At 69.6% G+C, this 24,954-nt stretch carries 24 protein-coding genes and 1 tRNA gene; 10 read left to right on the top strand and 15 right to left on the bottom strand.

Annotated features, from left to right (window positions below; translation table 11 throughout):
• Positions 1–12: 12 nt before the first annotated feature.
• The 6 genes from rsmG to rpmH form a co-directional block, all read right to left on the bottom strand.
• Entirely contained in the window at positions 13–729 is a 717-nt protein-coding gene (rsmG, locus tag OG310_RS17950; RefSeq protein WP_329456885.1) for a 16S rRNA (guanine(527)-N(7))-methyltransferase RsmG, read from the bottom strand.
• Positions 730–835: 106 nt separating this feature from the next.
• On the bottom strand, positions 836–1,354 hold the full coding sequence (locus OG310_RS17945; RefSeq protein WP_329456884.1) for a Jag family protein: 519 nt from the start codon (positions 1,352–1,354) through the stop codon (positions 836–838).
• 15 nt (positions 1,355–1,369) lie between these two features.
• Positions 1,370–2,737 carry a membrane protein insertase YidC gene (gene yidC, locus OG310_RS17940; RefSeq protein WP_329456883.1) on the bottom strand — a complete coding sequence of 456 codons (1,368 nt, stop codon included), beginning with the start codon at positions 2,735–2,737 and terminating at the stop codon, positions 1,370–1,372.
• A complete protein-coding gene (gene yidD / locus OG310_RS17935) occupies positions 2,738–3,100 on the bottom strand; it encodes a membrane protein insertion efficiency factor YidD (protein WP_329456882.1) in 363 nt (120 codons plus the stop codon). It abuts the gene before it with no gap.
• Complete coding sequence (gene rnpA / locus OG310_RS17930; protein WP_329456881.1) at positions 3,097–3,468, bottom strand: ribonuclease P protein component; 372 nt, start codon at positions 3,466–3,468, stop codon at positions 3,097–3,099. Before rnpA ends, yidD begins: the two co-directional genes overlap by 4 nt.
• Before the next feature lie 18 nt (positions 3,469–3,486).
• Positions 3,487–3,624, bottom strand: coding sequence for a 50S ribosomal protein L34 (gene rpmH / locus OG310_RS17925; protein ID WP_030215407.1), 138 nt, complete (start codon positions 3,622–3,624; stop codon positions 3,487–3,489).
• A 365-nt stretch (positions 3,625–3,989) separates the two neighbouring features.
• On the opposite strand from rpmH, the gene dnaA reads away from it, so the two are divergent.
• The 9 genes from dnaA to OG310_RS17880 all read left to right on the top strand — a co-directional run bounded on the left by dnaA (position 3,990) and on the right by OG310_RS17880 (position 17,965).
• A complete protein-coding gene (gene dnaA / locus OG310_RS17920; protein ID WP_329456880.1) occupies positions 3,990–5,951 on the top strand; it encodes a chromosomal replication initiator protein DnaA in 1,962 nt (653 codons plus the stop codon).
• 1,317 nt (positions 5,952–7,268) lie between these two features.
• On the top strand, positions 7,269–8,399 hold the full coding sequence (gene dnaN, locus OG310_RS17915) for a DNA polymerase III subunit beta (protein ID WP_329456879.1): 1,131 nt from the start codon (positions 7,269–7,271) through the stop codon (positions 8,397–8,399).
• 76 nt (positions 8,400–8,475) lie between these two features.
• The gene (gnd, locus tag OG310_RS17910; RefSeq protein WP_329456878.1) at positions 8,476–9,396 is read left to right on the top strand and encodes a phosphogluconate dehydrogenase (NAD(+)-dependent, decarboxylating); all 921 of its coding nucleotides are present in this window, start codon (positions 8,476–8,478) and stop codon (positions 9,394–9,396) included.
• Positions 9,397–9,457: 61 nt separating this feature from the next.
• Positions 9,458–10,612, top strand: a complete 1,155-nt coding sequence (recF, locus tag OG310_RS17905; RefSeq protein WP_329456877.1) for a DNA replication/repair protein RecF — start codon at positions 9,458–9,460, stop codon at positions 10,610–10,612.
• 17 nt (positions 10,613–10,629) lie between these two features.
• On the top strand, positions 10,630–11,175 hold the full coding sequence (locus OG310_RS17900; protein WP_329460235.1) for a DUF721 domain-containing protein: 546 nt from the start codon (positions 10,630–10,632) through the stop codon (positions 11,173–11,175).
• Between the two features lie 1,134 nt (positions 11,176–12,309).
• Positions 12,310–14,391 (top strand): DNA topoisomerase (ATP-hydrolyzing) subunit B, encoded by a 2,082-nt coding sequence (gyrB, locus tag OG310_RS17895; RefSeq protein WP_329456876.1) that lies wholly within the window; start codon positions 12,310–12,312, stop codon positions 14,389–14,391.
• 139 nt (positions 14,392–14,530) lie between these two features.
• Positions 14,531–17,164, top strand: coding sequence for a DNA gyrase subunit A (gene gyrA, locus OG310_RS17890; protein WP_329456875.1), 2,634 nt, complete (start codon positions 14,531–14,533; stop codon positions 17,162–17,164).
• A gap of 90 nt (positions 17,165–17,254) precedes the next feature.
• Positions 17,255–17,833, top strand: coding sequence for a DUF3566 domain-containing protein (locus tag OG310_RS17885; protein ID WP_329456874.1), 579 nt, complete (start codon positions 17,255–17,257; stop codon positions 17,831–17,833).
• A 58-nt stretch (positions 17,834–17,891) separates the two neighbouring features.
• Positions 17,892–17,965 (top strand) — tRNA-Ile (locus OG310_RS17880).
• Positions 17,966–18,165: 200 nt separating this feature from the next.
• Here OG310_RS17880 and OG310_RS17875 read toward each other — a convergent pair.
• From OG310_RS17875 to OG310_RS17865, 3 genes are all read right to left on the bottom strand, one after another.
• The gene (locus tag OG310_RS17875; protein WP_329456873.1) at positions 18,166–19,287 is read right to left on the bottom strand and encodes a methyltransferase domain-containing protein; all 1,122 of its coding nucleotides are present in this window, start codon (positions 19,285–19,287) and stop codon (positions 18,166–18,168) included.
• Positions 19,288–19,289: 2 nt separating this feature from the next.
• Entirely contained in the window at positions 19,290–19,451 is a 162-nt protein-coding gene (locus tag OG310_RS17870) for a hypothetical protein (RefSeq protein ID WP_329456872.1), read from the bottom strand.
• Between the two features lie 136 nt (positions 19,452–19,587).
• Positions 19,588–19,761, bottom strand: a complete 174-nt coding sequence (locus tag OG310_RS17865) for a hypothetical protein (RefSeq protein ID WP_329456870.1) — start codon at positions 19,759–19,761, stop codon at positions 19,588–19,590.
• Between the two features lie 596 nt (positions 19,762–20,357).
• On the opposite strand from OG310_RS17865, the gene OG310_RS17860 reads away from it, so the two are divergent.
• Entirely contained in the window at positions 20,358–21,674 is a 1,317-nt protein-coding gene (locus OG310_RS17860) for an XRE family transcriptional regulator (protein ID WP_329456869.1), read from the top strand.
• Here the strand turns inward: OG310_RS17860 and cutA are convergent.
• From cutA to gvpJ, 6 genes are all read right to left on the bottom strand, one after another.
• Positions 21,663–21,989 (bottom strand): divalent-cation tolerance protein CutA, encoded by a 327-nt coding sequence (gene cutA / locus OG310_RS17855; RefSeq protein WP_329456868.1) that lies wholly within the window; start codon positions 21,987–21,989, stop codon positions 21,663–21,665. The two genes, OG310_RS17860 and cutA, sit on opposite strands and share 12 nt — an antisense overlap.
• Before the next feature lie 223 nt (positions 21,990–22,212).
• A complete protein-coding gene (locus OG310_RS17850; RefSeq protein ID WP_329456867.1) occupies positions 22,213–22,680 on the bottom strand; it encodes a hypothetical protein in 468 nt (155 codons plus the stop codon).
• A 44-nt stretch (positions 22,681–22,724) separates the two neighbouring features.
• Complete coding sequence (locus OG310_RS17845; protein ID WP_329456866.1) at positions 22,725–23,132, bottom strand: gas vesicle protein K; 408 nt, start codon at positions 23,130–23,132, stop codon at positions 22,725–22,727.
• The gene (locus tag OG310_RS17840) at positions 23,129–23,368 is read right to left on the bottom strand and encodes a gas vesicle protein (RefSeq protein WP_329460234.1); all 240 of its coding nucleotides are present in this window, start codon (positions 23,366–23,368) and stop codon (positions 23,129–23,131) included. Before OG310_RS17840 ends, OG310_RS17845 begins: the two co-directional genes overlap by 4 nt.
• A 5-nt stretch (positions 23,369–23,373) precedes the next feature.
• The gene (locus OG310_RS17835) at positions 23,374–24,195 is read right to left on the bottom strand and encodes a GvpL/GvpF family gas vesicle protein (protein WP_329456865.1); all 822 of its coding nucleotides are present in this window, start codon (positions 24,193–24,195) and stop codon (positions 23,374–23,376) included.
• Positions 24,195–24,932 (bottom strand): gas vesicle protein GvpJ, encoded by a 738-nt coding sequence (gene gvpJ, locus OG310_RS38570; RefSeq protein WP_443078671.1) that lies wholly within the window; start codon positions 24,930–24,932, stop codon positions 24,195–24,197. Before gvpJ ends, OG310_RS17835 begins: the two co-directional genes overlap by 1 nt.
• Positions 24,933–24,954: the final 22 nt, after the last annotated feature.

The following is a 24,954-nucleotide window of genomic DNA, read 5'->3' as shown; positions in this document are numbered from 1 at the left end:
TCTTCCATGGAGCTAGCGGCGGCGGCGCGTCCGTCCCGTTCGCGCGGCCTTCGCCCGCTTGGCAGCGAACCTGACGCCGCCGGGACTCTCACCGACCTCGACACGCACCACGGTCGCGAGCGGTTCGACGACCCCCTCACCCACCTTCAGGATGGAGGTGTCCACCACACCCAGCTTGCCCAGTGCCGCCCTGGCGCTCTTGAGCTCGTCCTCCGCCGTCTCGCCCTTGAGTGCCAGCATCTCGCCGTAGGGGCGCAGCAGGGGCACACCCCAGCCCGCGAGGCGGTCCAGTGGGGCCACCGCACGCGCGGTGACAACATGGACGGGCTGGACCTTGCCCAGCACCTCTTCCGCGCGGCCGCGCGCCACTGTCACATGGTCGAGGCCGAGCAGTTCCACGACTTCCTGGAGAAAGTTGGTCCGCCGCAGCAGGGGTTCCAGGAGAGTGATCTTCAGGTCCCGTCGCACCAGGGCCAGCGGAATGCCCGGCAGACCCGCGCCGGAGCCGACGTCGCACACCATGACGCCGTCGGGCACGACCTCCGAGAGAACGGCACAGTTCAGCAGATGCCGCTCCCAGAGCCGCGGCACCTCCCGGGGACCGATCAGCCCCCGCTTGACCCCCACGTCCGCAAGCAGCTCCGCATACCGGACCGCCTCGGGGAAGTACTCACCGAAAACCGTCCGTGCCTCCTCCGGAGCAGGGGGAAGCTCAGCCGCCTCCGTCACAGGAACCGTCCTTCCATACGGAGCCACCGCACGGCGGCTCATCCGTCAGGCTGACAAACAGCGGCCCCGCCTGCGAACAGACGGGGCCGACACACAAAGGATCCGGTCAGGCGGGAAGAACCACGACGAAGCGCTGCGGCTCCTCGCCCTCGGACTCGCTGCGCAGTCCCGCGGCCGCGACCGCGTCATGGACCACCTTGCGCTCGAAGGGCGTCATCGGATCGAGCTTCACCGGCTCACCGGAGCTCTTCACCTCATCAGCCGCCTTCGCGCCCAGCTCCGCGAGCTCGGTGCGCTTCTTCGCCCGGAAACCGCCGATGTCCAGCATCAGCCTGCTGCGGTCGCCGGTCTCCCGGTGCACGGCGAGCCGTGTCAGCTCCTGAAGCGCTTCCAGCACCTCACCGTCACGCCCGACCAGCTTCTGCAGATCCCGGTCGGAATCGCTGATGATCGAGACCGCGGCGCGGTCCGCCTCGACGTCCATGTCGATGTCACCGTCGAGATCGGCGATGTCGAGCAGACCCTCGAGGTAGTCGGCCGCGATCTCGCCCTCCTGCTCCAGGCGAGTCAGGGTGTCACCGCCCTCAGCGACATCCTCGGTGGCGACAACGGTTCCTTCCGTCACGGATGGACTCCTTCGTTACTTCTTGGAGGGGTGCTTGGGCCGCTGCTGGCCCTTGCGCTGACCCGACTTGGCCTGACCTGACCGCGCTGCGGCGGGCTTGCCGGAAGCCTTGGACCTGGTGGACTGACCCTGCTGACCCGACTTCGCCTGAGCGTTCTGCTTGGGCTGGCCGGTCTGCTTCGTCGAGCCCGCCGCCTGCATCGTGGAGCCCGACGGCTGGGGCGTGGACTGCGTCGGCTCCTTCTCCAGGCTGGTGGTCACGGGCTCGTCGTCGGCCGGCTCGACCGTCTGCGTGCCCACTGCGGTGGAGGACTGCCGCTGCGACTTGCTCTGGCGCTTGGGCTGCTGGCGGCGCACCGCGCCACCGGCGCCGTTCTCCGCCGCGATCGTGTCGCTCTTGACCAGAGAGCCGTCGGCCTGGGGGGCAAGGCCGGCCTTGGCGAGCGCGGTGATGAACTTGCGCTCGTTGTCGTTGCGGTCCGGCCCCTTGGAGACGATCGCCGCGATCATCTTCCGCTTGCGGTTGGACCGCACCTGCTCATGCGTGGTGGCCGTCTTGAGCAGTCGCTTGAGGAAGGCGTCCTGGGCCTTGCTGCCGGGCGTGGGGTTCTGGTTGATCACGTACATCTGCTGGCCCATGGTCCACACGTTGGTGGTCAGCCAGTAGACGAGGACACCGACGGGGAAGTTGACACCCATACCCATGAAGACCAGGGGGAAGACGTACATCAGCATCTTCTGCTGCTGCATGTACGGCGTCTTGACCGTGACGTCGACGTTCTTGGTCATGAGCTGGCGCTGCGTGTAGAACTGCGACGCGGACATCATGATGATCATGATTCCGGCGACGATGCGCACGTCGGTCAGGGTGGCGCCGAGGGCTGCCGCCTTGTCCGAGCTGTCCAGGAACTTCACGGCCAGCGGGGCGCCGAAGATATGGGCGTGGCGGGCGCTGTCGAGCAGAGGCTGGTTGATGGCACCGATCTTGGTGCCGTTCGCGATGCCCGCGAGCACGTGGTACAGAGCGAAGAAGAACGGCGACTGGGCGATGATCGGCAGGCACGAGGAGAGCGGGTTGGTACCCGTCTCCTTGTACAGCTTCATCATCTCTTCGGACTGTCGCGCCTTGTCGTTCTTGTAGCGCTCCTGGATCGCCTTCATCTTCGGCTGGAGCACCTGCATGTTGCGTGTCGACTTGATCTGCTTGACGAACAGCGGGATCAGGCAGATACGGATCAACACCACCAGGGACACGATGGACAGTCCCCAGGCCCACCCGGTGTCGGGGCCGAAGATCGCCCCGTACAGCGAGTGGAACTGGACGATGACCCACGAGACAGGCCAGGTGATAAAACTGAACAGACCTGCAATCGAGTCGAACATTCAGGCTCCTTGAGCATGGGGCGAGGTCTCTGCGGCCGGACTGGAGGGCGACGGGTCTGACCCCGGTCCTCCTGAAGGCACGCCAGTCGCGGAGTGCCCGCTCTTTCTGCGCCACGCGTCGCGCAACGCTTCATGCCACCGCGGTCGCTTTCGCGGGGGAACATGATCCACACCACCCGGCGACCACGGATTGCACCGCAGGATGCGCCAGGCGGTAAGCGCCGTACCCTTCACCGCGCCGTGTCGGTCGATGGCCGTGTACCCATAGTGCGAGCACGACGGGTAGTAACGACAGACCGGTCCCAGCAAAGGACTGATCGTCCACTGATACAGCTTGATCAGGGCAAGCAGCGGATACTTCATCGCACGCCCCTTCCCGTCAGCCGCTCGAGAGCGGCATCAAGGTCTCGGGCCAGTTGTTCATGGGACGCCTCACCCGAACCGGGCAACGCTCGTACGACAACCAGGCTACCGGGGGGAAGTACGGACAGGCGTTCGCGGACAAGATGGCGAAGCTGGCGCTTCACGCGCGTCCTGACGACCGCGCCCCCGACCGCTTTGCTCACGACGAAACCCGCACGCACCGGGAAGGCACTCCCCCCCGGTGCGTGCGGGTCAAGTTGACCGTTGCGCATGTGGACGACCAGCAGTGGCCGTCCAGCCCTGCGTCCTCGGCGTACCGCGATCGCGAATTCTTCGCGCCGCCTCAGCCGATGCTCGGTAGGCAGCACGTCATGACCTGTAGGAAATCAGGCGGACAGACGGGTGCGACCCTTGCCACGGCGGGACGCGAGAATCGCGCGGCCGGCACGGGTGCGCATCCGCAGCCTGAACCCGTGGGTCTTGGCGCGACGACGGTTGTTCGGCTGGAAGGTGCGCTTACTCACTCAGGGGCTCCAGAAATGATCGGTGGTGGCGGGACATCGTCTGGCTGTCACCGTGCGCCCACGAGTAGCAGCTCTCGCTCAACGCCCGAGTGCACCGCTTCACGACCACGATCCGTGATCTTTGCCCATCGGAGGCAGGCGGCAGCAGCCATCGACAACTCGACCTGGTCACGGTACGCGGCATTACGCCATCCGGTCAAACCAGCAGTATGCGCCCCCGCCACTGTGCACAGCCTGTGGACAACGACTTGAACCGCGTGGGTCGGCCTGACTACCGTGACTGAACTCCGGTTTCCTTATCCGCCGGTCTTCCCATCCCGTCCCGAGAAGCGCACATTCGTGGGACCTGTGAGAGAGCGTGCCTCGTGGCTGACGTACCTGCCGATCTTGCCGCAGTGTGGCCGCGAGTGCTGGAGCAACTCCTCAGGGAAGGCCAGCAGGGTGTGGAGAGCAAGGACAAGCAGTGGATCGAGCGCTGCCAGCCGCTCGCCCTGGTCGCCGACACCGCTCTGCTGTCCGTCCCCAACGAATGGGGCAAGCGGGTGCTGGAGGGCCGTCTCGCCCCGCTGATCAGCGAGACCCTGAGCCGCGAGTGCGGCAGACCCATCCGCATCGCCATCACGGTCGACCCGTCGGCCGCCGAACCGCCGCCGGCCGCGCAGCCCCCCGTGCCTCAGCCGCGGCACGGCTCGTACGACGACGGTTACCCGCATCACGGGCCCGACGACGGGCTCCCGTCCGTGCGTCCTGCCTATCCGGAGTACCAGCAGCGTCCCGAGCCCGGGGCGTGGCCGCGCAGCCAGGAGGAACTGTCCTGGCAGCAGACCCGGCTCGGCGGATACCAGGACGATCCGTACAGCAGTGCGCGAACCCAGCAGCCGCAGCACGACTACCGCAGGCCGCCGGACGACTACGGCAGGCCCGACGACGACTACGGGCGGCAGGAGAAGGACTACCGGGGGCCCGACGCGGACTACCGCTCCCCCCAGGACGGCGACTACCGCCCGCAGGACGGTGACTACCGGCAGCAGGACAGCGACTACCGGCGCCAGGAGAACGACTACCGGGGACCCGAGAACGACTACCGTCCGTCGCCAGGCGACCGCGGCCCCTATGACGGTCCCCGCTCGGACAACCGGGGACTGTCCGAGCAGCAGCACGGCCGCGGATCGGGCTCGCACGCCGGGGCCCCGTCCCACGGCGTGCCCGGCCCCATCGGTCCCGGTGGCCGGCACCGCGGCGTGCCCGGTCCGCTCGGCGCGCAGCCGGCGCCCGCGCCCGGCCCCGGCGAGCCGCACGCGCGCCTGAACCCGAAGTACCTCTTCGACACGTTCGTCATCGGCGCGTCGAACCGCTTCGCGCACGCGGCCGCGGTCGCCGTGGCGGAGGCGCCGGCCAAGGCGTACAACCCGCTGTTCATCTACGGCGAGTCCGGCCTCGGCAAGACGCACCTCCTGCACGCCATCGGGCACTACGCGCGCAGCCTCTTCCCCGGCACCCGGGTGCGGTACGTGAGCTCGGAGGAGTTCACCAACGAGTTCATCAACTCGATCCGCGACGGCAAGGGCGACACCTTCCGCAAGCGCTACCGGGACGTCGACATCCTGCTCGTCGACGACATCCAGTTCCTGGCGAGCAAGGAGTCGACGCAGGAGGAGTTCTTCCACACGTTCAACACGCTGCACAACGCGAACAAGCAGATCGTGCTCTCCTCCGACCGGCCGCCCAAGCAGCTGATGACGCTGGAGGACCGGCTCAGGAACCGCTTCGAGTGGGGCCTGACCACGGACGTGCAACCGCCGGAACTCGAGACGAGGATCGCGATCCTCCGTAAGAAGGCCGTGCAGGAGCAGCTGAACGCGCCTCCCGAGGTCCTCGAGTTCATCGCGTCCCGGATCTCGCGGAACATCCGCGAACTGGAGGGCGCGCTGATCCGGGTGACGGCGTTCGCCTCGCTCAACCGGCAGCCGGTGGATCTCGGACTCACCGAGATCGTCCTCAAGGACCTGATCCCGGGCGGGGAGGACGCGGCGCCGGAGATCACGGCGGCCGCGATCATGGCGGCGACGGCCGACTACTTCGGTCTGTCGGTGGATGACCTGTGCGGCTCCTCCAGGAGCCGGGTGCTGGTGACGGCGCGGCAGATCGCCATGTACCTGTGCAGGGAGCTGACCGACCTGTCGCTGCCGAAGATCGGGGCGCAGTTCGGCGGCCGTGACCATACGACGGTGATGCACGCCGACCGCAAGATCCGCGCGCTGATGGCGGAGCGGCGCTCCATCTACAACCAGGTCACCGAGCTGACCAACCGGATCAAGAACGGCTGACCGGCCCGATCCGGGCGCCTGGCAGGACGTCCCCGGCGCCGAGCGACCCCGTACCGCCGGACGTACTGCCGAACGCAGCACCGCACGCGGCACCTGACGGCGCGGAGTACGACGCGGGACAGTCACGAGGCGCAACAGAGAGTACGGACAGGCGAAAAGGCGCCCGGGACACTCCCGGGCGCCTTTTCGCGTGCGGTGCCGTGCCATGCGCCGCCGCCGACGCCGCGCTCGGAGCGGGCAGCCCCCGGGCGCGGGTGGCCCGGCGGGTGGGAGCAGTCCCCGTCGGCGGGAGCGGTCCAGCCCGCCGGGACGGATCAGGTCCGGGGGAGCGGTCCAGCCCGCCGGGACGGATCAGGTCCGGGGGAGCGGTCCAGCCGGCCGGTGAGGGCCCACCGGTGCGATGCCAAGTGGACCGGCCGGGTCGTCGCCCGGCCCACGCCCGCGGTCAGGACCGCCGTTTTCCGCGCCGTCGTGGCCACCGGGAAGGGGTCCTCGACCCGTTTCGGAGGGTCCGGACGGCCATCAGAAGGGGGCACGCCCTCGGGCGCCACCTGCGGAACTGTTCGAATCCGAGCCGCTTGGAGCGCTCGCGAGCCCCTTCTCCACAGATCTCGGGGTTTTCTCGTGTCCACACCCTGGGGACTTCCTCGTTGTCCAGAACGTGTCCACAGGCGGTGCGGACGAGGGATGATCAAGGCAGGTCAACCGCCTGTGGAATTGTGCGCAATCTTTGTCCACAGCCTGTGGACAAAGAAACCGGCCCGGGAGCGGGGTCGGACTTGTCCACCGGCGGCCCACAGGCGCGGGCCGGTTACCCACAGCTCGTCCACAGCGCCATCCACTGTTCGGCAACGGAACACGCCCTCTCACCAGGTCGAGTGAAAGGCGTCACATCAAGTCCACGGATTGGGCTGTGGGCAAGGTGGGTAAACCTGGGGACGCACCTGGGGAGAAGTGGCCCTCGGCTGTGCATGGGGTGTGCAGAACTTTCCGCCGTCCACAGAAGAGGCCGGTTGTCCACGGGCTGGACCCACAGGGTCGGTGGACAAAAAACCGTGTCTGACCTGCGCCAATGGCGTTATCCACGGTTTCCACAGCCCCTACTACTACTGCCACCTAGAGTTAGCTGGGAATCCGCTTCGAAGTAGGGGCTGTGGGTAACTCGCCCCGGACCCGCTCGCCGCGATTTGACCAGGAGCAGCAACAGCTGTCAGTGCGGTGCGTCAGACTGTTCCCCGGCAACGTCCCCCGGCCTCGGCCCGGGGAACCGTGCCGACAAGGCCAGCAGGGCGCAGCGACAGCAGGAGGCGGCTTACGGTGAAGATCCGGGTGGAGCGCGATGTTCTGGCGGAGGCGGTGGCCTGGGTGGCCCGCAGCCTTCCGGCCCGTCCGCCGGCGCCCGTCCTCGCGGGCCTTCTGCTGAAGGCCGAGGAGGGCGCTCTGAGCTTCTCCAGCTTCGACTACGAGGTCTCGGCCCGGGTCTCGGTGGACGCGGAGGTCGAGGAGGACGGCACGGTCCTGGTGTCAGGCCGGCTGCTCGCCGACATCTGCCGCGCGCTGCCCAACCGTCCCGTGGAGATCTCCACAGACGGTGTACGGGCGACCGTCGTCTGCGGCTCCTCCCGGTTCACGCTCCACACACTGCCTGTGGAGGAGTACCCGGCCCTGCCGCAGATGCCCACAGCGACGGGCACCGTCCCCGGTGAGGTCTTCGCCTCCGCCGCCGCTCAGGTGGCCATCGCGGCGGGCCGTGACGACACCCTGCCTGTGCTCACGGGTGTGCGGATCGAGATCGAGGGCGACACGGTCACCCTGGCCTCGACCGACCGCTACCGCTTCGCGGTCCGCGAGTTCCTGTGGAAGCCGGAGGCCCCGGACATCTCCGCGGTGGCCCTGGTGCCCGCGAAGACACTGCTGGACACGGCGAAGGCACTGACCAGCGGCGACACGGTGACTCTCGCGCTGGCCGGCGCGGGCGCCGGTGAGGGCCTGATCGGTTTCGAGGGCGCGGGACGGCGTACGACCACGCGGCTGCTCGAGGGCGACCTGCCGAAGTACCGGACCCTCTTCCCGACGGAGTTCAACTCGATCGCCGTGATCGAGACGGCGCCGTTCGTGGAGGCCGTCAAGCGCGTCGCGCTCGTGGCCGAGCGGAACACGCCGGTGCGGCTGAGCTTCGAGCAGGGCGTGCTGATCCTTGAGGCCGGTTCCAGCGACGACGCACAGGCTGTGGAGAGGGTCGACGCCCAGCTGGAGGGCGACGACATCTCGATCGCCTTCAACCCGACGTTCCTGCTGGACGGCCTGAGCGCGATCGACTCGCCGGCCGCGCAGCTGTCGTTCACGACCTCGACGAAGCCCGCGCTGCTGAGTGGCCGACCGGCCGTGGATGCCGAGGCGGACGAGGCGTACAAGTACCTGATCATGCCCGTACGGCTGAGCGGCTGACCCCGCAGGTGAGCCGGGGCCCTGCGGCGTAGGCTCAGCCGCGGGTACGCATCGCCACGACGTTAAGGATTCCCTGATGGAGCTCGGTCTCATCGGTCTCGGCAAGATGGGCGGCAACATGCGCGAGCGTCTTCGCGGCGCTGGCCACACCGTCATCGGGTACGACCGCAACCCCGACATCGCGGATGTGCACAGCCTCAAGGAGCTTGTGGACACGCTGAAGGGCCCGCGCGTCGTGTGGGTGATGGTGCCCGCGGGCGCCGCCACGCAGTCCACGATCGACGAGCTGGCCGACCTGATGTCCCCCGGTGACGTCGTCGTGGACGGTGGCAACTCGCGCTGGACGGACGACGAGCGGCACGCGGTCGAGCTCGGCATCAAGGGCATCGGTTTCGTCGACTGCGGTGTCTCCGGCGGTGTCTGGGGCCTCAAGAACGGCTACGCGCTGATGTACGGCGGTACGCCGGATGACGTCGCGAAGGCCCAGCCGATCTTCGACTCGCTCAAGCCCGAGGGCGACTTCGGCGCCGTGCACGCGGGCAAGGTGGGTGCCGGCCACTTCGCGAAGATGGTCCACAACGGCATCGAGTACGCCATGATGCAGGCGTACGCCGAGGGCTGGGAGCTGCTGGAGAAGGTCGGCTCGGTCACGGACGTGCGCGAGGTGTACCGCTCCTGGCAGGAGGGCACGGTCATCCGGTCCTGGCTGCTGGACCTGGCGGTCAACGCGCTCGACGACGACGAGCACCTGGAGCAGCTGAGGGGTTTCGCGGAGGACTCCGGCGAGGGCCGGTGGACGGTGGAGGCGGCGATCGACCACGCGGTCCCGCTGCCCGCGATCACGGCGTCGCTGTTCGCGCGGTTCTCCTCGCGGCAGGATGACTCCCCGCAGATGAAGATGATCGCCGCTCTGCGTAACCAGTTCGGCGGCCACGCCGTCGAGGCCAACGCCGCGGAGGCGAAGGCGATGAAGAAGTCCAAGAAGTCCGACAAGTAGTCGGACCGCTGCCCGGTGAGCGGCCGGACGGCGGTCGTTCCCGGGAGGCCGGCGCACATCCATGCACGTCACGCATCTGTCGCTGGCTGATTTCCGGTCGTACGCCCGGATCGAGGTGCCTCTCGGTCCGGGCGTCTCCGTTTTCGTGGGGGCGAACGGCCAGGGGAAGACGAATCTGGTCGAGGCGGTTGGATACCTGGCTACTCTGGGTAGTCATAGGGTGTCATCGGACGCACCGCTGGTCAGGGCCGGCGCGGAGCGTGCGGTGATCCGGGCGGCGGTGACGCAGGGCGAGCGTTCACAGCTGGTGGAGATGGAGCTGAATCCGGGCCGGGCCAACCGCGCCAGGATCAACCGCTCCTCGCAGGTGCGGCCGCGCGATGTGCTGGGGATCGTCCGGACGGTGCTGTTCGCGCCGGAGGACCTGGCGCTGGTGAAGGGGGACCCGGGCGAGCGCCGGCGGTTCCTGGACGAGCTGGTGACGGCGCGGGTGCCGCGCATGGGGGGTGTGCGATCGGACTACGACAGGGTGCTCAAGCAGCGGAACACGCTGCTCAAGTCGGCGGCGATGGCCCGGCGGCACGGCGGACGCGGAATGGACCTCTCCACACTCGATGTGTGGGACCAGCACCTCGCGCGGGTGGGCGCGGAGGTGCTGGCGCAGCGGGCTGATCTGGTCGCGGTCCTCGGGCCGCTGGCGGACAAGGCGTACAGCGATGTGGCGCCGGGCGGCGGTCCGCTGGTCCTGGAGTACCGGTCCTCGGCGGCGAACGAGGCGGGCGCCGAGGGCGAGGGGACGAGTGCCCCGGCGCCGGTCCGTGAGCAGCTGTACGAGCAACTGCTCGCGGCGCTGGCCTCCGTGCGGACGCAGGAGGTCGAGCGCGGGGTGACGCTCGTCGGGCCGCACCGTGACGACCTGGTGCTGAAGCTCGGGGAGCTGCCGGCGAAGGGGTACGCGAGCCATGGCGAGTCCTGGTCGTTCGCGCTGGCCCTGCGGCTCGCCTCGTACGAGCTGCTGCGGGCGGAGGGAAACGAGCCGGTGCTGGTGCTGGACGACGTCTTCGCCGAACTCGATGTACGGCGGCGGGAGCGGCTGGCGGAGTTGGTGGCACACGGTGAGCAGGTGCTCGTGACGGCGGCGGTGGACGACGACGTTCCGGGGGTGCTCAGTGGGACGCGGTTCTCGGTGGCGGACGGTGCGGTGGAGCGGCTGTGAGCGGTGAAGGAAGCGACATCGGCACTGCGGAGGGCAAGCCTCCCGGCGCGGGGGGCGTCGAGCCGTCCGGCGTCGACCTGGCGCGGGTGGCGCTCAAGGCTGCCCGTGAGCAGGCGAGGGCGCGCGGGGACGCCGTTCGGGACCGCAAGCAGGCCCGTCGCGGCGGCCTCAGGTCCGGTGCGCGGGCCGACGGACGCGATCCGCTGCCCCTGGGCGCTGCCATCAACAGACTGATCACGGAACGTGGTTGGGAGGCACCGGCGGCGGTCGGCGGAGTGATGGGGCGCTGGTCCGAGATCGTCGGCGAGGAGTTGGCGAAGCACTGCGTGCCGGAGCGGTTCGACGAGGGGCACGACGAACGCGTGCTGACGGTCCTGTGCGACTCGACGGCGTGGGCGACCCAGCTGCGACTGCTGGCACCGCGGCTGCTGGCCCGGCTGAACGAGGATCTGGGGCACGGCACGGTACGGCTGATCAAGGTGCTGGGCCCGAGTGGCCCACCCCAGCGCTACGGGCGGTTGCGCGCGCCCGGCAGCCGGGGCCCTGGCGACACCTACGGCTGACCGGGCCGCGGGGACACCTACGGCTCACCGGGCCGCACCTGTGGTTGATCGGGCCGCAGAGACACCTACGGCTGACCCGGTCGCGGGGACATCCGCAGCTGACCGGGCCGGGAGACCTCTGCGCCCGACCGGGCCCGTGGCGGGCAGCCTCCTGCCGGCCGCCCGGCGAGGACACCCGACCCTGTCTGCCCACCGTCGTGACGCGTCCGCCGCCCCGACAGGACGGGCCGGCGGGAGCTGCGCCCCCCGTCGTACGGCAGGGACCGGACCCCCGGCCCCGGACCCCCGGCCCCGGACCGGCCCCGGACCCCCAGCCCGGGCGCACGGGCGCACGGGCGATGCCCGGGGGCCGCGCCCGGCGATCGCGTCACCCCGCTTGCCGTCGCCGCGACGCGTCCGGCGCCCCCAGCGAGACGGGCGAGACGGGCAAGACGGGCAAGACGGGTGCGACGGGAGCCGACGTCGGTCACCCGGCATGACGCCCCTCCGGCCCGCCCCTCCGGCGCCCCTTGCCGCCCGCCCCTTGCCGCCCGTCCCCTGCCGCCCGACCCCGCGGACGGGTCGCGCGCGGGCGCACCTCCGGTTCGCCCGCTGACGGCCCCGCGGCCCCAGGACACCTCACGCCCCTCGCACATGCCCCGGGCATTTCGCGCGCCCGTGCGGCGTGGTGTTCGACGTGATGTGCGTCATGGGCGCGTATGTCGCAGTCCCGTGCGCGGCGGCCCGCGGCGGTGGTCCGGGAGCGTTCACGGACGGGCCGGGAGGCGGGGTGGGCGCGCATACGGGTGGCGTCCGGGAGGCCGGTACCCGGACCTGACGCTCAATGGGGCCGGAAACACCGCGTTGACCTGCGAGGACGGGCGAGGGACGCGAAGGGTTTCCGTCGGTAGCCAGGGGTTGACAGCCCGAAGCGCTGAGTGCCCTTCTGAGCCTCTTGGAGCCCTGTCGCACATATGGGGAGTCGGCTGGTGCGCCCTGAGGGCGGCACATGCGGACTGAGGTACCGGCAAACCCCCATTCATGTCGGCGCTACCGGTAGACTGGCGGGAAATCCCGCGGTGCTTGCGGGACCCCGTCGATACACGCGACAGAAGCCGAACGACGCAGCCGCTCCCGCGAGCCGGAGAACGGCCTGTGCTGTGCCAGAAAGGGCGCTTCGTGGCCGATTCCGGCAACCCCCAAGACAAGACACCGTCCGTCGCCGCCACTGAGAGCGGCGAGGTGACCAACGCGTACAACGCCAGCGCCATCACGGTGCTGGAAGGGCTGGACGCGGTCCGCAAGCGCCCGGGCATGTACATCGGCTCGACCGGTGAGCGCGGCCTGCACCACCTGGTGACCGAGGTCGTGGACAACTCGGTCGACGAGGCGCTCGCCGGGCACGCGGACACGATCGACGTGACGATCCTGCCCGACGGCGGCGTGCGCGTGATCGACAACGGTCGCGGCATCCCCGTGGACATCGTTCCCTCCGAGGGCAAGCCGGCCATCGAGGTCGTGCTGACCGTCCTGCACGCGGGCGGCAAGTTCGGCGGTGGCGGGTACGCCGTCTCCGGTGGTCTGCACGGTGTGGGCGTCTCGGTGGTCAACGCCCTGTCGACGAAGGTGTCGGTCGACGTCATGCGGGACGGCTACCACTGGACCCAGGACTACAAGCTCGGCGTTCCGACCGCGGCCCTCGCGCGCGGCGAGGCGACGTCGGAGACGGGTACGAGCGTCACGTTCTGGGCGGACCCCGACGTCTTCGAGACGACGGACTACTCGTTCGAGACGATGTCCCGGCGCTTCCAGGAGATGGCCTTCCTCAACAAGGGCCTGACCTTGAACCTGACCGATGAGCGCGCCTCGGCGAAGGCCGTCGCGGGTGCCGAGAAGGCCGGCGGGGACGTCGCCGAGGACGGCTCGGACGAGCAGCCGGCGATGTCCGTGTCGTACCGCTACGACGGCGGCATCGTCGACTTCGTCAAGTACCTCAACTCCCGCAAGGGAGAGATGATCCACCCGACGGTGATCGACGTGGAGGCCGAGGACAAGGAGCGCATGCTCTCGGTCGAGATCGCGATGCAGTGGAACGCGCAGTACAGCGAGAGCGTGTACTCGTTCGCGAACACCATCCACACGCATGAGGGCGGTACGCACGAGGAGGGCTTCAGGGCCGCGCTGACGGGCCTGGTCAACCGGTACGCGCGCGAGCGCAGGCTGCTGCGGGAGAAGGACGAGAACCTCGCGGGCGAGGACATCCGCGAGGGTCTGACGGCGATCATCTCGGTCAAGCTGGGCGAGCCCCAGTTCGAGGGGCAGACGAAGACCAAGCTCGGCAACACCGAGGCGAAGACGTTCGTGCAGAAGGTCGTGCACGAGCACCTCACCGACTGGTTCGACCGCAACCCCAACGAGGCCGCGGACATCATCCGCAAGGCCATCCAGGCGGCCACCGCGCGCGTCGCGGCCCGCAAGGCGCGCGACCTGACGCGCCGCAAGGGGCTGCTGGAGTCGGCGTCGCTGCCCGGCAAGCTCAGCGACTGCCAGTCGAACGACCCGACGAAGTGCGAGATCTTCATCGTCGAGGGTGACTCCGCCGGTGGTTCGGCGAAGTCCGGCCGTGACCCGATGTACCAGGCGATCCTGCCGATCCGCGGCAAGATCCTGAACGTCGAGAAGGCGCGCCTCGACAAGATTCTCCAGAACACCGAGGTGCAGGCGCTGATCTCGGCGTTCGGCACGGGTGTGCACGAGGACTTCACCATCGAGAAGCTGCGCTATCACAAGATCATTCTGATGGCGGACGCCGACGTCGACGGGCAGCACATCACCACCCTGCTGCTGACGTTCCTGTTCCGCTTCATGCGGCCGCTGGTCGAGGCGGGCCACGTCTACCTGTCCCGCCCGCCGCTGTACAAGATCGACTGGGGCCGCGGCGACATCCAGTACGCGTACTCGGACCGCGAGCGCGACGCGCTGATCCAGCTGGGCAGGCAGAACGGCAAGCGGGTCCGCGAGGACTCGATCCAGCGCTTCAAGGGCCTCGGCGAGATGAACGCCGAGGAACTGCGCGTCACCACGATGGACATCGACCACCGGGTGCTCGGCCAGGTCACCCTGGACGACGCCGCGCAGGCCGACGACCTGTTCTCGGTGCTGATGGGTGAGGACGTCGAGGCACGCCGTTCCTTCATCCAGCGCAACGCCAAGGACGTCCGCTTCCTCGACATCTGAGCGGCGTGCGGACTCCGTCCCCGTGACGGCTCCGGTGGCGCCCGGGTGGCGTCACCGGCGGCGTCCCGAGCCGCGGCACCGAACAGGCCGTCGTACAGGCCCTCGTATCCGTACAGGCCGAAAGGAACACTGACCAGAAATGGCCGACGAGAACACCCCTGACACGCCAGAGAACGCCGACGGCCCCGTCCTGCCCGACGGGACCGCCGTGGAAGGCCTGGCGCTGCGCGTGGAGCCCATCGGGCTCGAAACGGAGATGCAGCGCTCCTACCTCGACTACGCGATGTCCGTCATCGTCTCGCGCGCGCTGCCCGACGTACGGGACGGGCTCAAGCCCGTGCACCGCCGCGTGCTGTACGCGATGTACGACGGCGGATACCGGCCGGAGCGCGGCTTCTACAAGTGCGCGCGCGTCGTCGGCGACGTCATGGGTACGTACCACCCGCACGGCGACTCGTCGATCTACGACGCCCTGGTCCGTCTCGCGCAGCCCTGGTCGATGCGGATGCCGCTCGTCGACTCCAACGGCAACTTCGGTTCTCCGGGCAACGACCCGGCCGCGGCCATGCGGTACACCGAGTGCAAGATGATGCCGCTGTCGATGGAGATGCTCCGTGACATCGACGAGGAGACCGTCAACTTCACGGACAACTACGACGGCCGCAACCAGGAGCCGACGGTCCTGCCGGCGCGGTTCCCGAACCTGCTGATCAACGGCTCCGCCGGTATCGCCGTCGGGATGGCCACGAACATCCCCCCGCACAACCTGCGGGAGGTCGCGGCCGGCGCCCAGTGGGCGCTGGAGCACCCGGAGGCCACCCCCGACGAGCTGCTTGAGGCCCTGATCGAGCGGATCAAGGGCCCGGACTTCCCGACCGGCGCGCTGGTCGTGGGCCGCAAGGGCATCGAGGAGACGTACCGTACGGGCCGCGGCTCGATCACGATGCGCGCGGTGGTCGAGGTCGAGGAGATCCAGAACAGGCAGTGCCTGGTCGTCACGGAACTCCCGTACCAGACCAACCCGGACAACCTCGCGCAGAAGATCGCCGACCTGGTGAAGGACGGCAGGGTCGGCGGCATCGCCGACGTCCGTGACGAGACGTCCTCGCGCACGGGCCAGCGACTGGTGATCGTCCTCAAGCGGGACGCGGTCGCCAAGGTCGTCCTGAACAACCTGTACAAGCACACCGACCTGCAGTCGAACTTCGGCGCCAACATGCTGGCGCTCGTCGACGGCGTGCCGCGCACCCTTTCGCTCGACGCGTTCATCCGGCACTGGGTGGCGCACCAGATCGAGGTCATCGTCCGCCGTACGCGCTTCCGTCTGCGCAAGGCGGAGGAGCGGGCGCACATCCTGCGCGGCCTGCTCAAGGCGCTCGACGCGATCGACGACGTCATCGCGCTGATCCGGCGCAGTGAGACGGTCGACGTCGCGCGCACGGGCCTGATGGGCCTGCTGGAGATCGACGAGATCCAGGCCAACGCGATCCTGGAGATGCAGCTGCGCCGCCTCGCCGCCCTGGAGCGGCAGAAGATCGTCGCCGAGCACGACGAACTCGAAGCCAAGATCCGCGAGTACAACGCGATCCTGGCCTCCGAGGAGCGGCAGCGCGCCATCGTCCGCGAGGAACTGGCCGTCATCGTCGAGAAGTACGGCGACGACCGGCGCTCCAAGCTCGTGCCCTTCGACGGTGACATGTCCATCGAGGACCTGATCGCCGAAGAGGACATCGTCGTCACGATCACCCGTGGCGGCTACGTGAAGCGCACGAAGACGGACGACTACCGCTCGCAGAAGCGTGGCGGCAAGGGCGTACGCGGCACGAAGCTGAAGGAGGACGACATCGTCGACCACTTCTTCGTGTCGACGACCCACCACTGGCTGCTGTTCTTCACCAACAAGGGCCGCGTCTACCGCGCGAAGGCGTACGAACTGCCCGATGCCGGACGCGAGGCGCGCGGCCAGCACGTGGCGAACCTCCTGGCCTTCCAGCCCGACGAGCAGATCGCCGAGATCCTCGCGATCCGCGACTACCAGGCGGCCCCCTACCTGGTTCTGGCCACGAAGGCCGGCCTGGTCAAGAAGACCTCGCTGAAGGACTACGATTCACCGCGTTCGGGTGGCGTCATCGCGATCAACCTCCGGGAGACGGAGGACGGCCGGGACGACGAACTGATCGGCGCGGAACTGGTGTCGGCGGAGGACGACCTGCTGCTCATCAGCAGGAAGGCCCAGTCGATCCGGTTCACGGCGACGGACGACGCGCTGCGGCCCATGGGCCGTGCGACATCCGGGGTGAAGGGGATGAGTTTCCGGGAAGGGGACGAACTCCTCTCGATGAATGTGGTCAGGCCCGGTACGTTCGTGTTCACCGCCACCGACGGCGGTTACGCGAAGCGGACCAATGTGGACGAGTACCGCGTTCAGGGTCGCGGCGGCCTCGGCATCAAGGCAGCCAAGATCGTGGAGGACCGGGGCTTGCTGGTCGGGGCGCTGGTGGTCGAGGAGACCGACGAGATCCTCGCCATCACCCTGGGCGGCGGTGTGATTCGCACGCGAGTCAACGAAGTCCGGGAGACAGGCCGTGACACCATGGGTGTCCAGCTGATCAACCTGGGCAAACGCGATGCCGTGGTCGGGATCGCGCGCAACGCCGAGGCAGGCCGCGAGGCCGAGGAGGTCGAAGGGGACGAGGCCCCCGAGATCACCGCGGCCGCCGGGGCCGAGAAGGCCGAGGGCAATGAGCCTTCGGCCGGGGAGCACGAGGAGTAGAGCGTGAGTGGAACCACGGGCGCCGGATCGGCCTCTTCTTCAGGAGCTAACAGCGCCCGTGGCTCTGCCACGGACTCCCAGGGGGTTACCGTGACGGACACCCGGGGGCAGCAGCCCCCGTACGAGGCGTACGGCTCGAAGCCGCAGCCGCAACAGCAGCAGACGGCCCAGCCGTACCACCCGCCGCAGGCATATCCCCAGCCGGGGGACAGCGGCACGCAGGGCGGCAACCCGGGCCATGGTCCCGCCGCGGGCAACGCGGTGCGCAGGCCCCGCACGGGCGCGCGCACCACGCCCCGCACGCGCAAGGCCAGGCTCCGGGTCTCGAAGGCCGACCCGTGGTCGGTGATGAAGGTCAGCTTCCTGCTCTCGATCGCGCTCGGCGTGTGCACGGTGATCGCCGCGGCGGTGCTGTGGATGGTCATGGACGCCATGGGCGTCTTCTCGACCGTCGGCGGGACGATCAGCGAGGCGACCGGCTCGACCGAGAGCAACGGATTCGACCTCCAGTCGTTCCTCTCGCTCCCGCGCGTCCTGCTGTTCACGGGCGTCATCGCGGTCATCGATGTGGTCCTCGCCACAGCGCTCGGCACGCTCGGCGCGTTCATCTACAACCTCTCGGCGGGCTTCGTGGGTGGCGTCGAGCTCACTCTCGCCGAGGACGAGTGAGGGACGTTTACCGATTTTGGGACTGGCCCTGAAGTGCGCTAATCTTCAGGGGCAGCGCGGGGCTATAGCTCAGTTGGTTAGAGCGCATCCCTGATAAGGATGAGGCCATAGGTTCAAATCCTATTAGCCCCACCGCGACCTGAATGCAGGTCAAAGGCCCGGTGGATCTCACGATCCACCGGGCCTTCTGCGTATGAGGTTCTCGCAATCCCGCTCCTCCCCCTCAGGGATGCGGAGCGACCCGAACCCGCTGGGAAACCGGGGCCCCGGACAGACGGCTCGGCGACGCCGTCCCTCTCGAAGCCGCCCCCGGCAGGGCGGCCGGCGAACGCCTACCGTCCCGTGCGGGGAGGTTGAGCGGTGACGCCGATCACGTTGCGCGGGTCGTCCAGCCACACGTGATGCCGTCCGTCCGCGACGGTCAGACCGAACTCCTCAGCGCCGGGCGAGCCCTGGTGCACGTAGTCCCGGTGCGCGTCCGCGATCTCGTGCCACAGATCACGCGGTCCGTAGGCGATCGCCTCGTGGGCCACCCCCGTCGCCGCAGACCCGTCCCGGGCCTGGGCCCACACCCGCACGCCCTCGTCGGTCCGCGCGTGATGGAGGGACACCCCCGGCAGCATCTCGCCGATGTACAGAGCGGCCCCCAGGGTGAGCAGGCCGGCCGGATCCAGTGCGGCCGGGGAGAAGCGGGCCGTCGAGGTGTCGACGGCCGGGACATCGCCCGCGCGATGTGCACGCATGAGCATGTACGAGGCACCGCCGTGAAACCTCCCCCGGGCGGTGCCGTCCGGCCGTCGCGTCAGCCGCACCACGGCGCCGCTCCAGAAGTCGCGATGGAGAGGAAAGACGATGTGTCCGTACGGGCGCACCTGCTCCACCCACGCTCGCGGGACGCGGCGGACGGCGCAGGTGGAGATGATCCGGTCGAACGGGGCGGCCTCCGGCCAGCCGAGGGCACCGTCGCCCTGCCGCAGCCGGGGCGCGTGCCCCGCCCGGGCGAGCTGATCCGCCGCGAGTCGCGCCAGCACGGGGTCCAGTTCGATGGAGTGCACGCGGCCGTCGTCGCCGAGATGGCGCGCGAGCAGAGCGGCGACGTGCCCGGAGGCCGTGCCGATCTCCAGGACGCGGTGCGAGGAATCGAGGTCCAGCAGACCGAGCATGAGCGCGACCATGGACGGCTTGCTGTTGGAGGACGTGGCGATATCGGGGCCGTCCTTCGTGCCGTCGTCCACCTGGATCACGACGGGCTCGTCGGAGGTGACGAGCGGCCACCACCCGTCGGGCTCGACGGGCACACAGCGGTCGGGCTCCTGCCGCCAGATCTCGCTCGGGATGAAGAGATGCCGGGGCAGTTCGCGCCACACGGCGCGCCATTGCGGGGACAGGAGGCCGCGCTCATCGAGAGACTCGACGAGCGCGGCGTAGCCCCGTGTGGTGTCGGGGGTCGGCATGGTCAGCTCTGGCCGCCGCTGTCGCCGCTGCCGGTCGCGTCGCCGCTGCCGGTGCCGCCGCCCTGGGGGCCCGAGCCGTCGGGCGAGGGCGGAGTGGACGGCGTCCACGGCCTGTCGGACGGCTCGCCGCCGTGCTTCCCCGCGTCTGCTGCTGTCGTTCTCATGCGGATTCTGCCTCTCTCTTCGCGTTGTGGTGCAAGGACCGCCCCGGGTGTTCGCCCTGTCCGGGGTGTGACGCCCGGGGCGGGGGTTCAGCGTTCCGGGTGGCGCGGTGAGGGGACCGCCGCCGCTCGGAACGGTTCAGGGGGTGAGGGAGGGCGCGTCCGGCTCGGCCACGGCCGCGTACAGCGGGTGCGGAGGCCGTTCGGGATCGTGCGGGCTGTGCCAGACCAACTCGACTCCGTGTTCCGGGCAGTACGCGCTGTACTCGTCCTCGATGGGGAAGTCGTGGCCGCCCTTGCAGCACTGGGTCATGGCTACCGCCCGCGTGACGGGAGCGAGCCACCGCGGGCCTCCGCCCGGGGGTGCGGATGCCGGCTGATCTCCAAGGCCAGGTCCACCGCATGGGAGCGGTCGAAAGCAGGGTGTCCGGCGGCCGACGCCTCCCGCCATTGCTGGAAACAGGCGGCGCAGACGTCACAGCCGGAGGCCGGCTTCGGAGGGGCGGGCGCGGGGAACATGCTGCCGTTCTCCACCGGGCTCACGGTAGCGACCTCCTCAACTCCGCGCCTTCACCCGCTGGTGCAGGCGGTGTGGGACGCTCGGCCGTCGTTCCGACTGTCACGGCGCAGGGCGGCAGGGTGTGCGGGAAAACAGCGGGATCATCGCCATCGGCTGCTTGTCCTGCTGGCGTACCCGGGGGCGCTGAGACTACGTTCTTCACGTCGACGCTCCTTGTCAGCGTGGGCCACGCCCCAGGATCGGTCGCACGGTCGCTGGGGCTCGTGGCGCCCACACTCTCCTCAGGTGGCCCCTGAGCGCTTCCCCGGCGCAGGCATACCCATGATGGGTACGCTTAGTGGTCACGCGATGACGCACACTCAACTGAGTAGGCACCACACGGGGCGCTGATGACCGGATACGAACCGCCGACCGCGCTGCCGCGCGCGATCCTCGACCGTCCCGATATGCGCGAGGCACTTGCCGCGCACGACTTCGGGACGGTGTTCCGGCTGGCACGCCGTCACGCCGGGGTCAGCTACTCGAAGATCGCCGCCGAGTGCGACATCAAACCTGAACGCGTCGGGACCCTTGCGCGCGGCCAAGGCAGCGTGACGACTTTCTGCAAGATCGTGGAAATCGCCGATGCGCTCCGTATCCCCAGCGCCCTGGTGGGCCTTGCCTCCCGCCCCTGGGAAGCAAGTGAGTCCCCGCCGGCTCCTCCTCACGCCGGCACCAAAGAGATCGGGACCGACGTGCAGCGAAGGAACTTTCTCCGAGCAACTACCGGCACACTGGCCGTGGGCTTCCCGAGCATCACTCGCCCGGCCATGGGCAATCGTTTGGGGGCCCGGGACCCTCAGCGACTTCGCGCACGTGCCGCTCGTCTCCGCCGCCTGGACCACGTGTTGGGAGGAGGCGACACGTACCGCGTGTACCTCGGGGAGTACCAGGAAACGACGAGACTGCTCCGCGAGTCGAGCTACGCGGCGGATACGGGCCGCGCCATGTTGTCCGTCCTGGCCGAGCAGGCGCAGCAAGCAGGGTGGGCCGCTTTCGACGGCGGCCGGGAAGCGGACGCCAAGGGGCTCTACCAGGAGAGTTACAAGGCCGCCACGGACGCCGGAGACGCCGACCTGGCCGGGAACGCCCTGGCCTTCCTCTCGTACCAGGCAGTGAGTGGAGACAGGCGCGCGGGAGTGGACATAGCGTCCCGCTCCTGCGAGACCGTAGGCCCCGAAGCGCCATCTGGCGTTCGCGCGCTGCTCTACGAGCGGAAGGCGTGGGCATGCGCCGTTGCCGGACTGGCCTCGGAAACTGAGCGCGCGCTGGCGGACGCGAAGGAGGCACTGGACGGCACAGGTTCCGAGCCGCAACCGGACTGGGTGGCGTGGGTCGACGCCACGGAGCTGCAGATCATGACTGGGCGGTGTTGGGCGGAACTGCACCGCCCCCTCCGCGCTGTGCCCGCGCTGGAGGCTGGTCTGGCGCAGTATGACGACAGCCACGCACGCGACAAGGCGCTGTACCTGTCATGGCTTGCGGACGCTTACCTGAGCGCCGGTGAGGTCGAACAGTCAGCCGCCGTGGTCAAACACGCCCTGGACCTTTCGGACGGTGTGGCCTCCGTACGCCCACACCGACGACTGTCCACGGTCCTGAGACGACTCGGTGAGCACCGCAACGTGCCTGCAGTAACAGTGCTGTTGGGCCAGTCAGCGCCCTGACGCGGTGTTCTCTTCGACCCAGCGGAGGCACCTCTCCGCGCCCGCGACGATCGGCACTGCGGAAACCTCCGGATTGTCCCAGGGGTGATGCTCCAAGAGGTGCGCCTCCAGGGCCGGGTACCGGTCGGCGCGGGTCTTCAGGAGAAGCTGCCACTCCTCGCCGGTTCCGAATTCACCGAGATGCCAGAACACGGAGGTCACAGGCCCGACGATCTGTGCCCCTGCCGCAAGGCGGTCTCGCACTACGGACTGGGCCAGCTCGACGGCCTGCTCGCGAGTCTCGGTGGCCGTGGACACCTGCACGAAGTCAGTCATGGCGCATGAGCCTATCCGCCGACTCGGACCGCAAAAAGGGGCCCCTTTGGTGGCGGCACGGCCGTGCACGGAGCCGTACTTACTCCCACGGCCGTCCGATCCAGCCGAGGCTCCCCCGGGCCGTCCCCTCACCCGCACGTCGGAAGGCCGGACGGATCCGCGGATCCGTCCGGCCTTCTGTGTGCCACGGTGCCCGGCGTCCCAGCCCTGGCCCGTGACACGTTCAGATGCGCCCGCTCGTCAAGCGGGTCAGGGGGCCGCCCTTCGCGTGCGTCTTCGCGGTGGCCCTGCCGACGGCGAACGCCGCGCCCATCAGGCCCACGAAGCCGGCGCCCGCGCCTGCCGCGATCTTCTTGCGGTCCTTGACGACCGTCCAGGCGAGGGTGGCGCCGGACGTGACGCTGGTGCCGAGCGACGCTGCCACCTTGCGGCCGGAGTCGAGGCCCGCGGCCGCGGACCGTCCGGCGTGCGAGGCCGCGGCGCCCAGCGCTGTGGTGCCCGACTCGGCGGCCTTCTCTGCGGCGGTCGCGGAGTCCTTGGCCTGCCGCGCCGAGTTCGCCCCGTTCTGCTTCGCGCGCTCGGCGGCGCCCTGGACCTTCTTGCGCGCGGCGGTGCCGTTGGCGCTGCCGTTGCGCGTCTCCTTGCCCGTGTTGTTCTCTTCCGTCGTCATGGTGTCCGTGTTGCCGCTCAAGTGGGCAGGAAACCAGGGCGGAGAACCTACCGCGGGTAAGTGTCTCAACCGTCCTGGCCGTGCGGCAGCAGGGATCCGAGCGGTCCGAGGTCGAGGTTCAGGTCGTTCATGGTCAGGCCGTAGCGGTCGCAGAGTTCGGTCATCCGGTCCTCCAGGATCATCAGCGTCATGCCGATGCGTTCCTCCTGGGACTCGTCCAGGTCGCCCTGGTCGACGCGGTGCAGCGCCGTTCGTTCCATCAGCTGCCGCAGCAGTTCGACGATGGTCAGGACCAGTTTGATCAGGTCGCGTTCGACCGTCTCCGGGTCGGTGCGCAGCCGCTGCGCGATGTCCGTGCCGCGGGCGCCCGGTTCCTGACCGGCCGGCCGGGTGTCGCCGGGGGCCGCGGGTACGAGGTCGAAGGCGCGGGCGGCGGCCTGTGCGACGGCCGCGAAGTCGTCGTTTCCTGTCATGGTTCACGCACCCAGGGGGCTGGTTCGTCGCCGGTGATCGAACGGATCACGGCGCGCAGGTTGATGTGGACGAGGTCGACGTCCGCGATCGACAGCACGAGGTCGCCGGTGAGCACCGCGCCGCCGCTGAGCAGCCGGTCCAGCAGGTCGATCAGCGCGATCTCGCGGCCCGCCAGGGACTCCTCCTCGAAGCCCTCGGTCCGCGCGCCGGGCGTCGCCGGCAGGTGGGGAACCATCTCCGTCACGGGGTGGCCGCCCCCTCCGTGTCCGGGTGCGTGGTGAACGAGTAGGGCGCCCAGGGGCCCGTCACCTCGACGCGTACCCCTGGCACGTCCGTGGCCAGGGACGCGACCGCGGCGCGGAAGCCGGCCAGGTCCGAGCGGGCGACGAGGTACGCCTCGTTGGCGATGTTCTCGCCCACCCGCGAGGCGAGTTCGCCCTGTTGCGGGCGGTGCCTGGCGCGTGCGCGGGCGAGGCCTGCGACCGCCTGCGGCAGCCGCGCGGCCACGTCGCCGGCCGTGCGGTAGGCGTCGCGGTGGCTGCGGCGCTGGGCCTGGCGGCGGCGGAGGTACGCGCGGCCGGGGCTCTCGGATCCGGTTTCGGCCGTGGCCGGGGCATCGGGAGCCGTGCCCGGCTCCGGCACCGGTGCGGTCACCGGTGCGGCCGTGGGAATGGCGTACACCTTGACGCCCAGTTCCTCCTGGCCGTCGAGCCAGTCGAGCAGCCGGCCGAAGTTCTCGGCGCCCGCGCGCAGTACGTCGGCGACGCGTTCGTCGTCCAGATAGACCGTGGCGAGTCGCATCGGCAGCACGGTCGTACCCGCGTGGACGGCGTCGACCACGGCGTTGTGCGCGCGGGCCAGGACCTCCAACTGCTCCAGGTCGTTCAGGCGGGCCTCAAGTCCGTCCGTGCCGAACGCGTCGGCCGGTACGGACGCCACCACGGCGGCCAGCCCGCCGTGGCGCACGAGCCGCAGTGGCGGCGCGGACGGCACGGCGGGCGGCGCGGGCGCGTCCGCGCGGCAGACTCCGTACAGGTACGAGACGGTGTCGGCGTCCGGCATCAGCGCTCCTCTTCCTGTCCGGGTCCGTCCTGGCCCTCGTCGTCCGTGCTCCCGCTGCCGTCGGCGCCGGTTTCCGCGTCGTCGGGGCGCTCACGGCGCCTGGCCGGGCGTGAGCGCCCGGTCCTGGAGCCGCTGCCGGCGTCGTCGGACGTGGCGGCGGTGCGGCGGCGCGGTCGCTTGTGCCCGGGCTCGGCTTCCGCCTTGTCCTGCGAACGCGTCCCAGGCCGGCGGCCGGTGCGTTCCGGCTCCCGCTCGGACGCGGTGTCGTCGCGTGTGTTCCCGTCGCGCGTGCCGTCACCTTCGGGAAGAGCCGCGGAGGGACGGGCGGACGCGGCCCGCAGTTCCGCCACTTCGGCCCGCAGCCGGGCGATCTCGTCCGACTGCGACGATCCGTCCGCGTCCGCCACCGCTCCCTGGGCCCGGCCGCCCTGGTGGCCCGCGGACATCTGCCGGCCCGGGCCGTCGTCCCGGGCGCGGGACGACAGCGACGGATCGTGTTCCCACCAGTCGATGCCCATCTCCTTCGCCTTGTCGACGGAGGCGACGAGCAGCCGCAGCTTGATGGTCAGCAGCTCGATGTCGAGCAGGTTGATCTGGATGTCACCCGCGATCACCACGCCCTTGTCGAGGACGCGCTCCAGGATGTCCGCCAGGTTCGCGGAGCCGCCCTGGGGCGCGGCGCCGTAGGCGGTTCCGGCCGGGGGGCCGCCCATGCGGCCTGCCAGTGAGTCGGACACGTCAGTTCACCCTTGTCCCGCT

Origin of the sequence: Streptomyces sp. NBC_01497 (genome assembly GCF_036250695.1) — a bacterium.
Taxonomy (GTDB): domain Bacteria; phylum Actinomycetota; class Actinomycetes; order Streptomycetales; family Streptomycetaceae; genus Streptomyces.
Note: the sequence above shows the minus strand (reverse complement) of the source record. Positions and strands in the feature narration are given on the sequence as shown.

Excerpts from the sequence above, each read along its gene's own strand:
- gnd (WP_329456878.1), top strand. The coding sequence starts at position 8,476 with ATGGAGCTCGGTCTCATCGGTCTCGGCAAGATGGGCGGCAACATGCGC.
- OG310_RS17845 (WP_329456866.1), bottom strand. The coding sequence starts at position 23,132 with ATGACAGGAAACGACGACTTCGCGGCCGTCGCACAGGCCGCCGCCCGC.
- OG310_RS17835 (WP_329456865.1), bottom strand. The coding sequence starts at position 24,195 with ATGCCGGACGCCGACACCGTCTCGTACCTGTACGGAGTCTGCCGCGCG.
- OG310_RS17875 (WP_329456873.1), bottom strand. The coding sequence starts at position 19,287 with ATGCCGACCCCCGACACCACACGGGGCTACGCCGCGCTCGTCGAGTCT.
- OG310_RS17840 (WP_329460234.1), bottom strand. The coding sequence starts at position 23,368 with ATGGTTCCCCACCTGCCGGCGACGCCCGGCGCGCGGACCGAGGGCTTC.
- OG310_RS17860 (WP_329456869.1), top strand. The coding sequence starts at position 20,358 with ATGACCGGATACGAACCGCCGACCGCGCTGCCGCGCGCGATCCTCGAC.
- OG310_RS17870 (WP_329456872.1), bottom strand. The coding sequence starts at position 19,451 with ATGAGAACGACAGCAGCAGACGCGGGGAAGCACGGCGGCGAGCCGTCC.
- recF (WP_329456877.1), top strand. The coding sequence starts at position 9,458 with ATGCACGTCACGCATCTGTCGCTGGCTGATTTCCGGTCGTACGCCCGG.
- gyrA (WP_329456875.1), top strand. The coding sequence starts at position 14,531 with ATGGCCGACGAGAACACCCCTGACACGCCAGAGAACGCCGACGGCCCC.
- yidC (WP_329456883.1), bottom strand. The coding sequence starts at position 2,737 with ATGTTCGACTCGATTGCAGGTCTGTTCAGTTTTATCACCTGGCCTGTC.
- yidD (WP_329456882.1), bottom strand. The coding sequence starts at position 3,100 with ATGAAGTATCCGCTGCTTGCCCTGATCAAGCTGTATCAGTGGACGATC.
- OG310_RS17865 (WP_329456870.1), bottom strand. The coding sequence starts at position 19,761 with ATGACCCAGTGCTGCAAGGGCGGCCACGACTTCCCCATCGAGGACGAG.
- cutA (WP_329456868.1), bottom strand. The coding sequence starts at position 21,989 with ATGACTGACTTCGTGCAGGTGTCCACGGCCACCGAGACTCGCGAGCAG.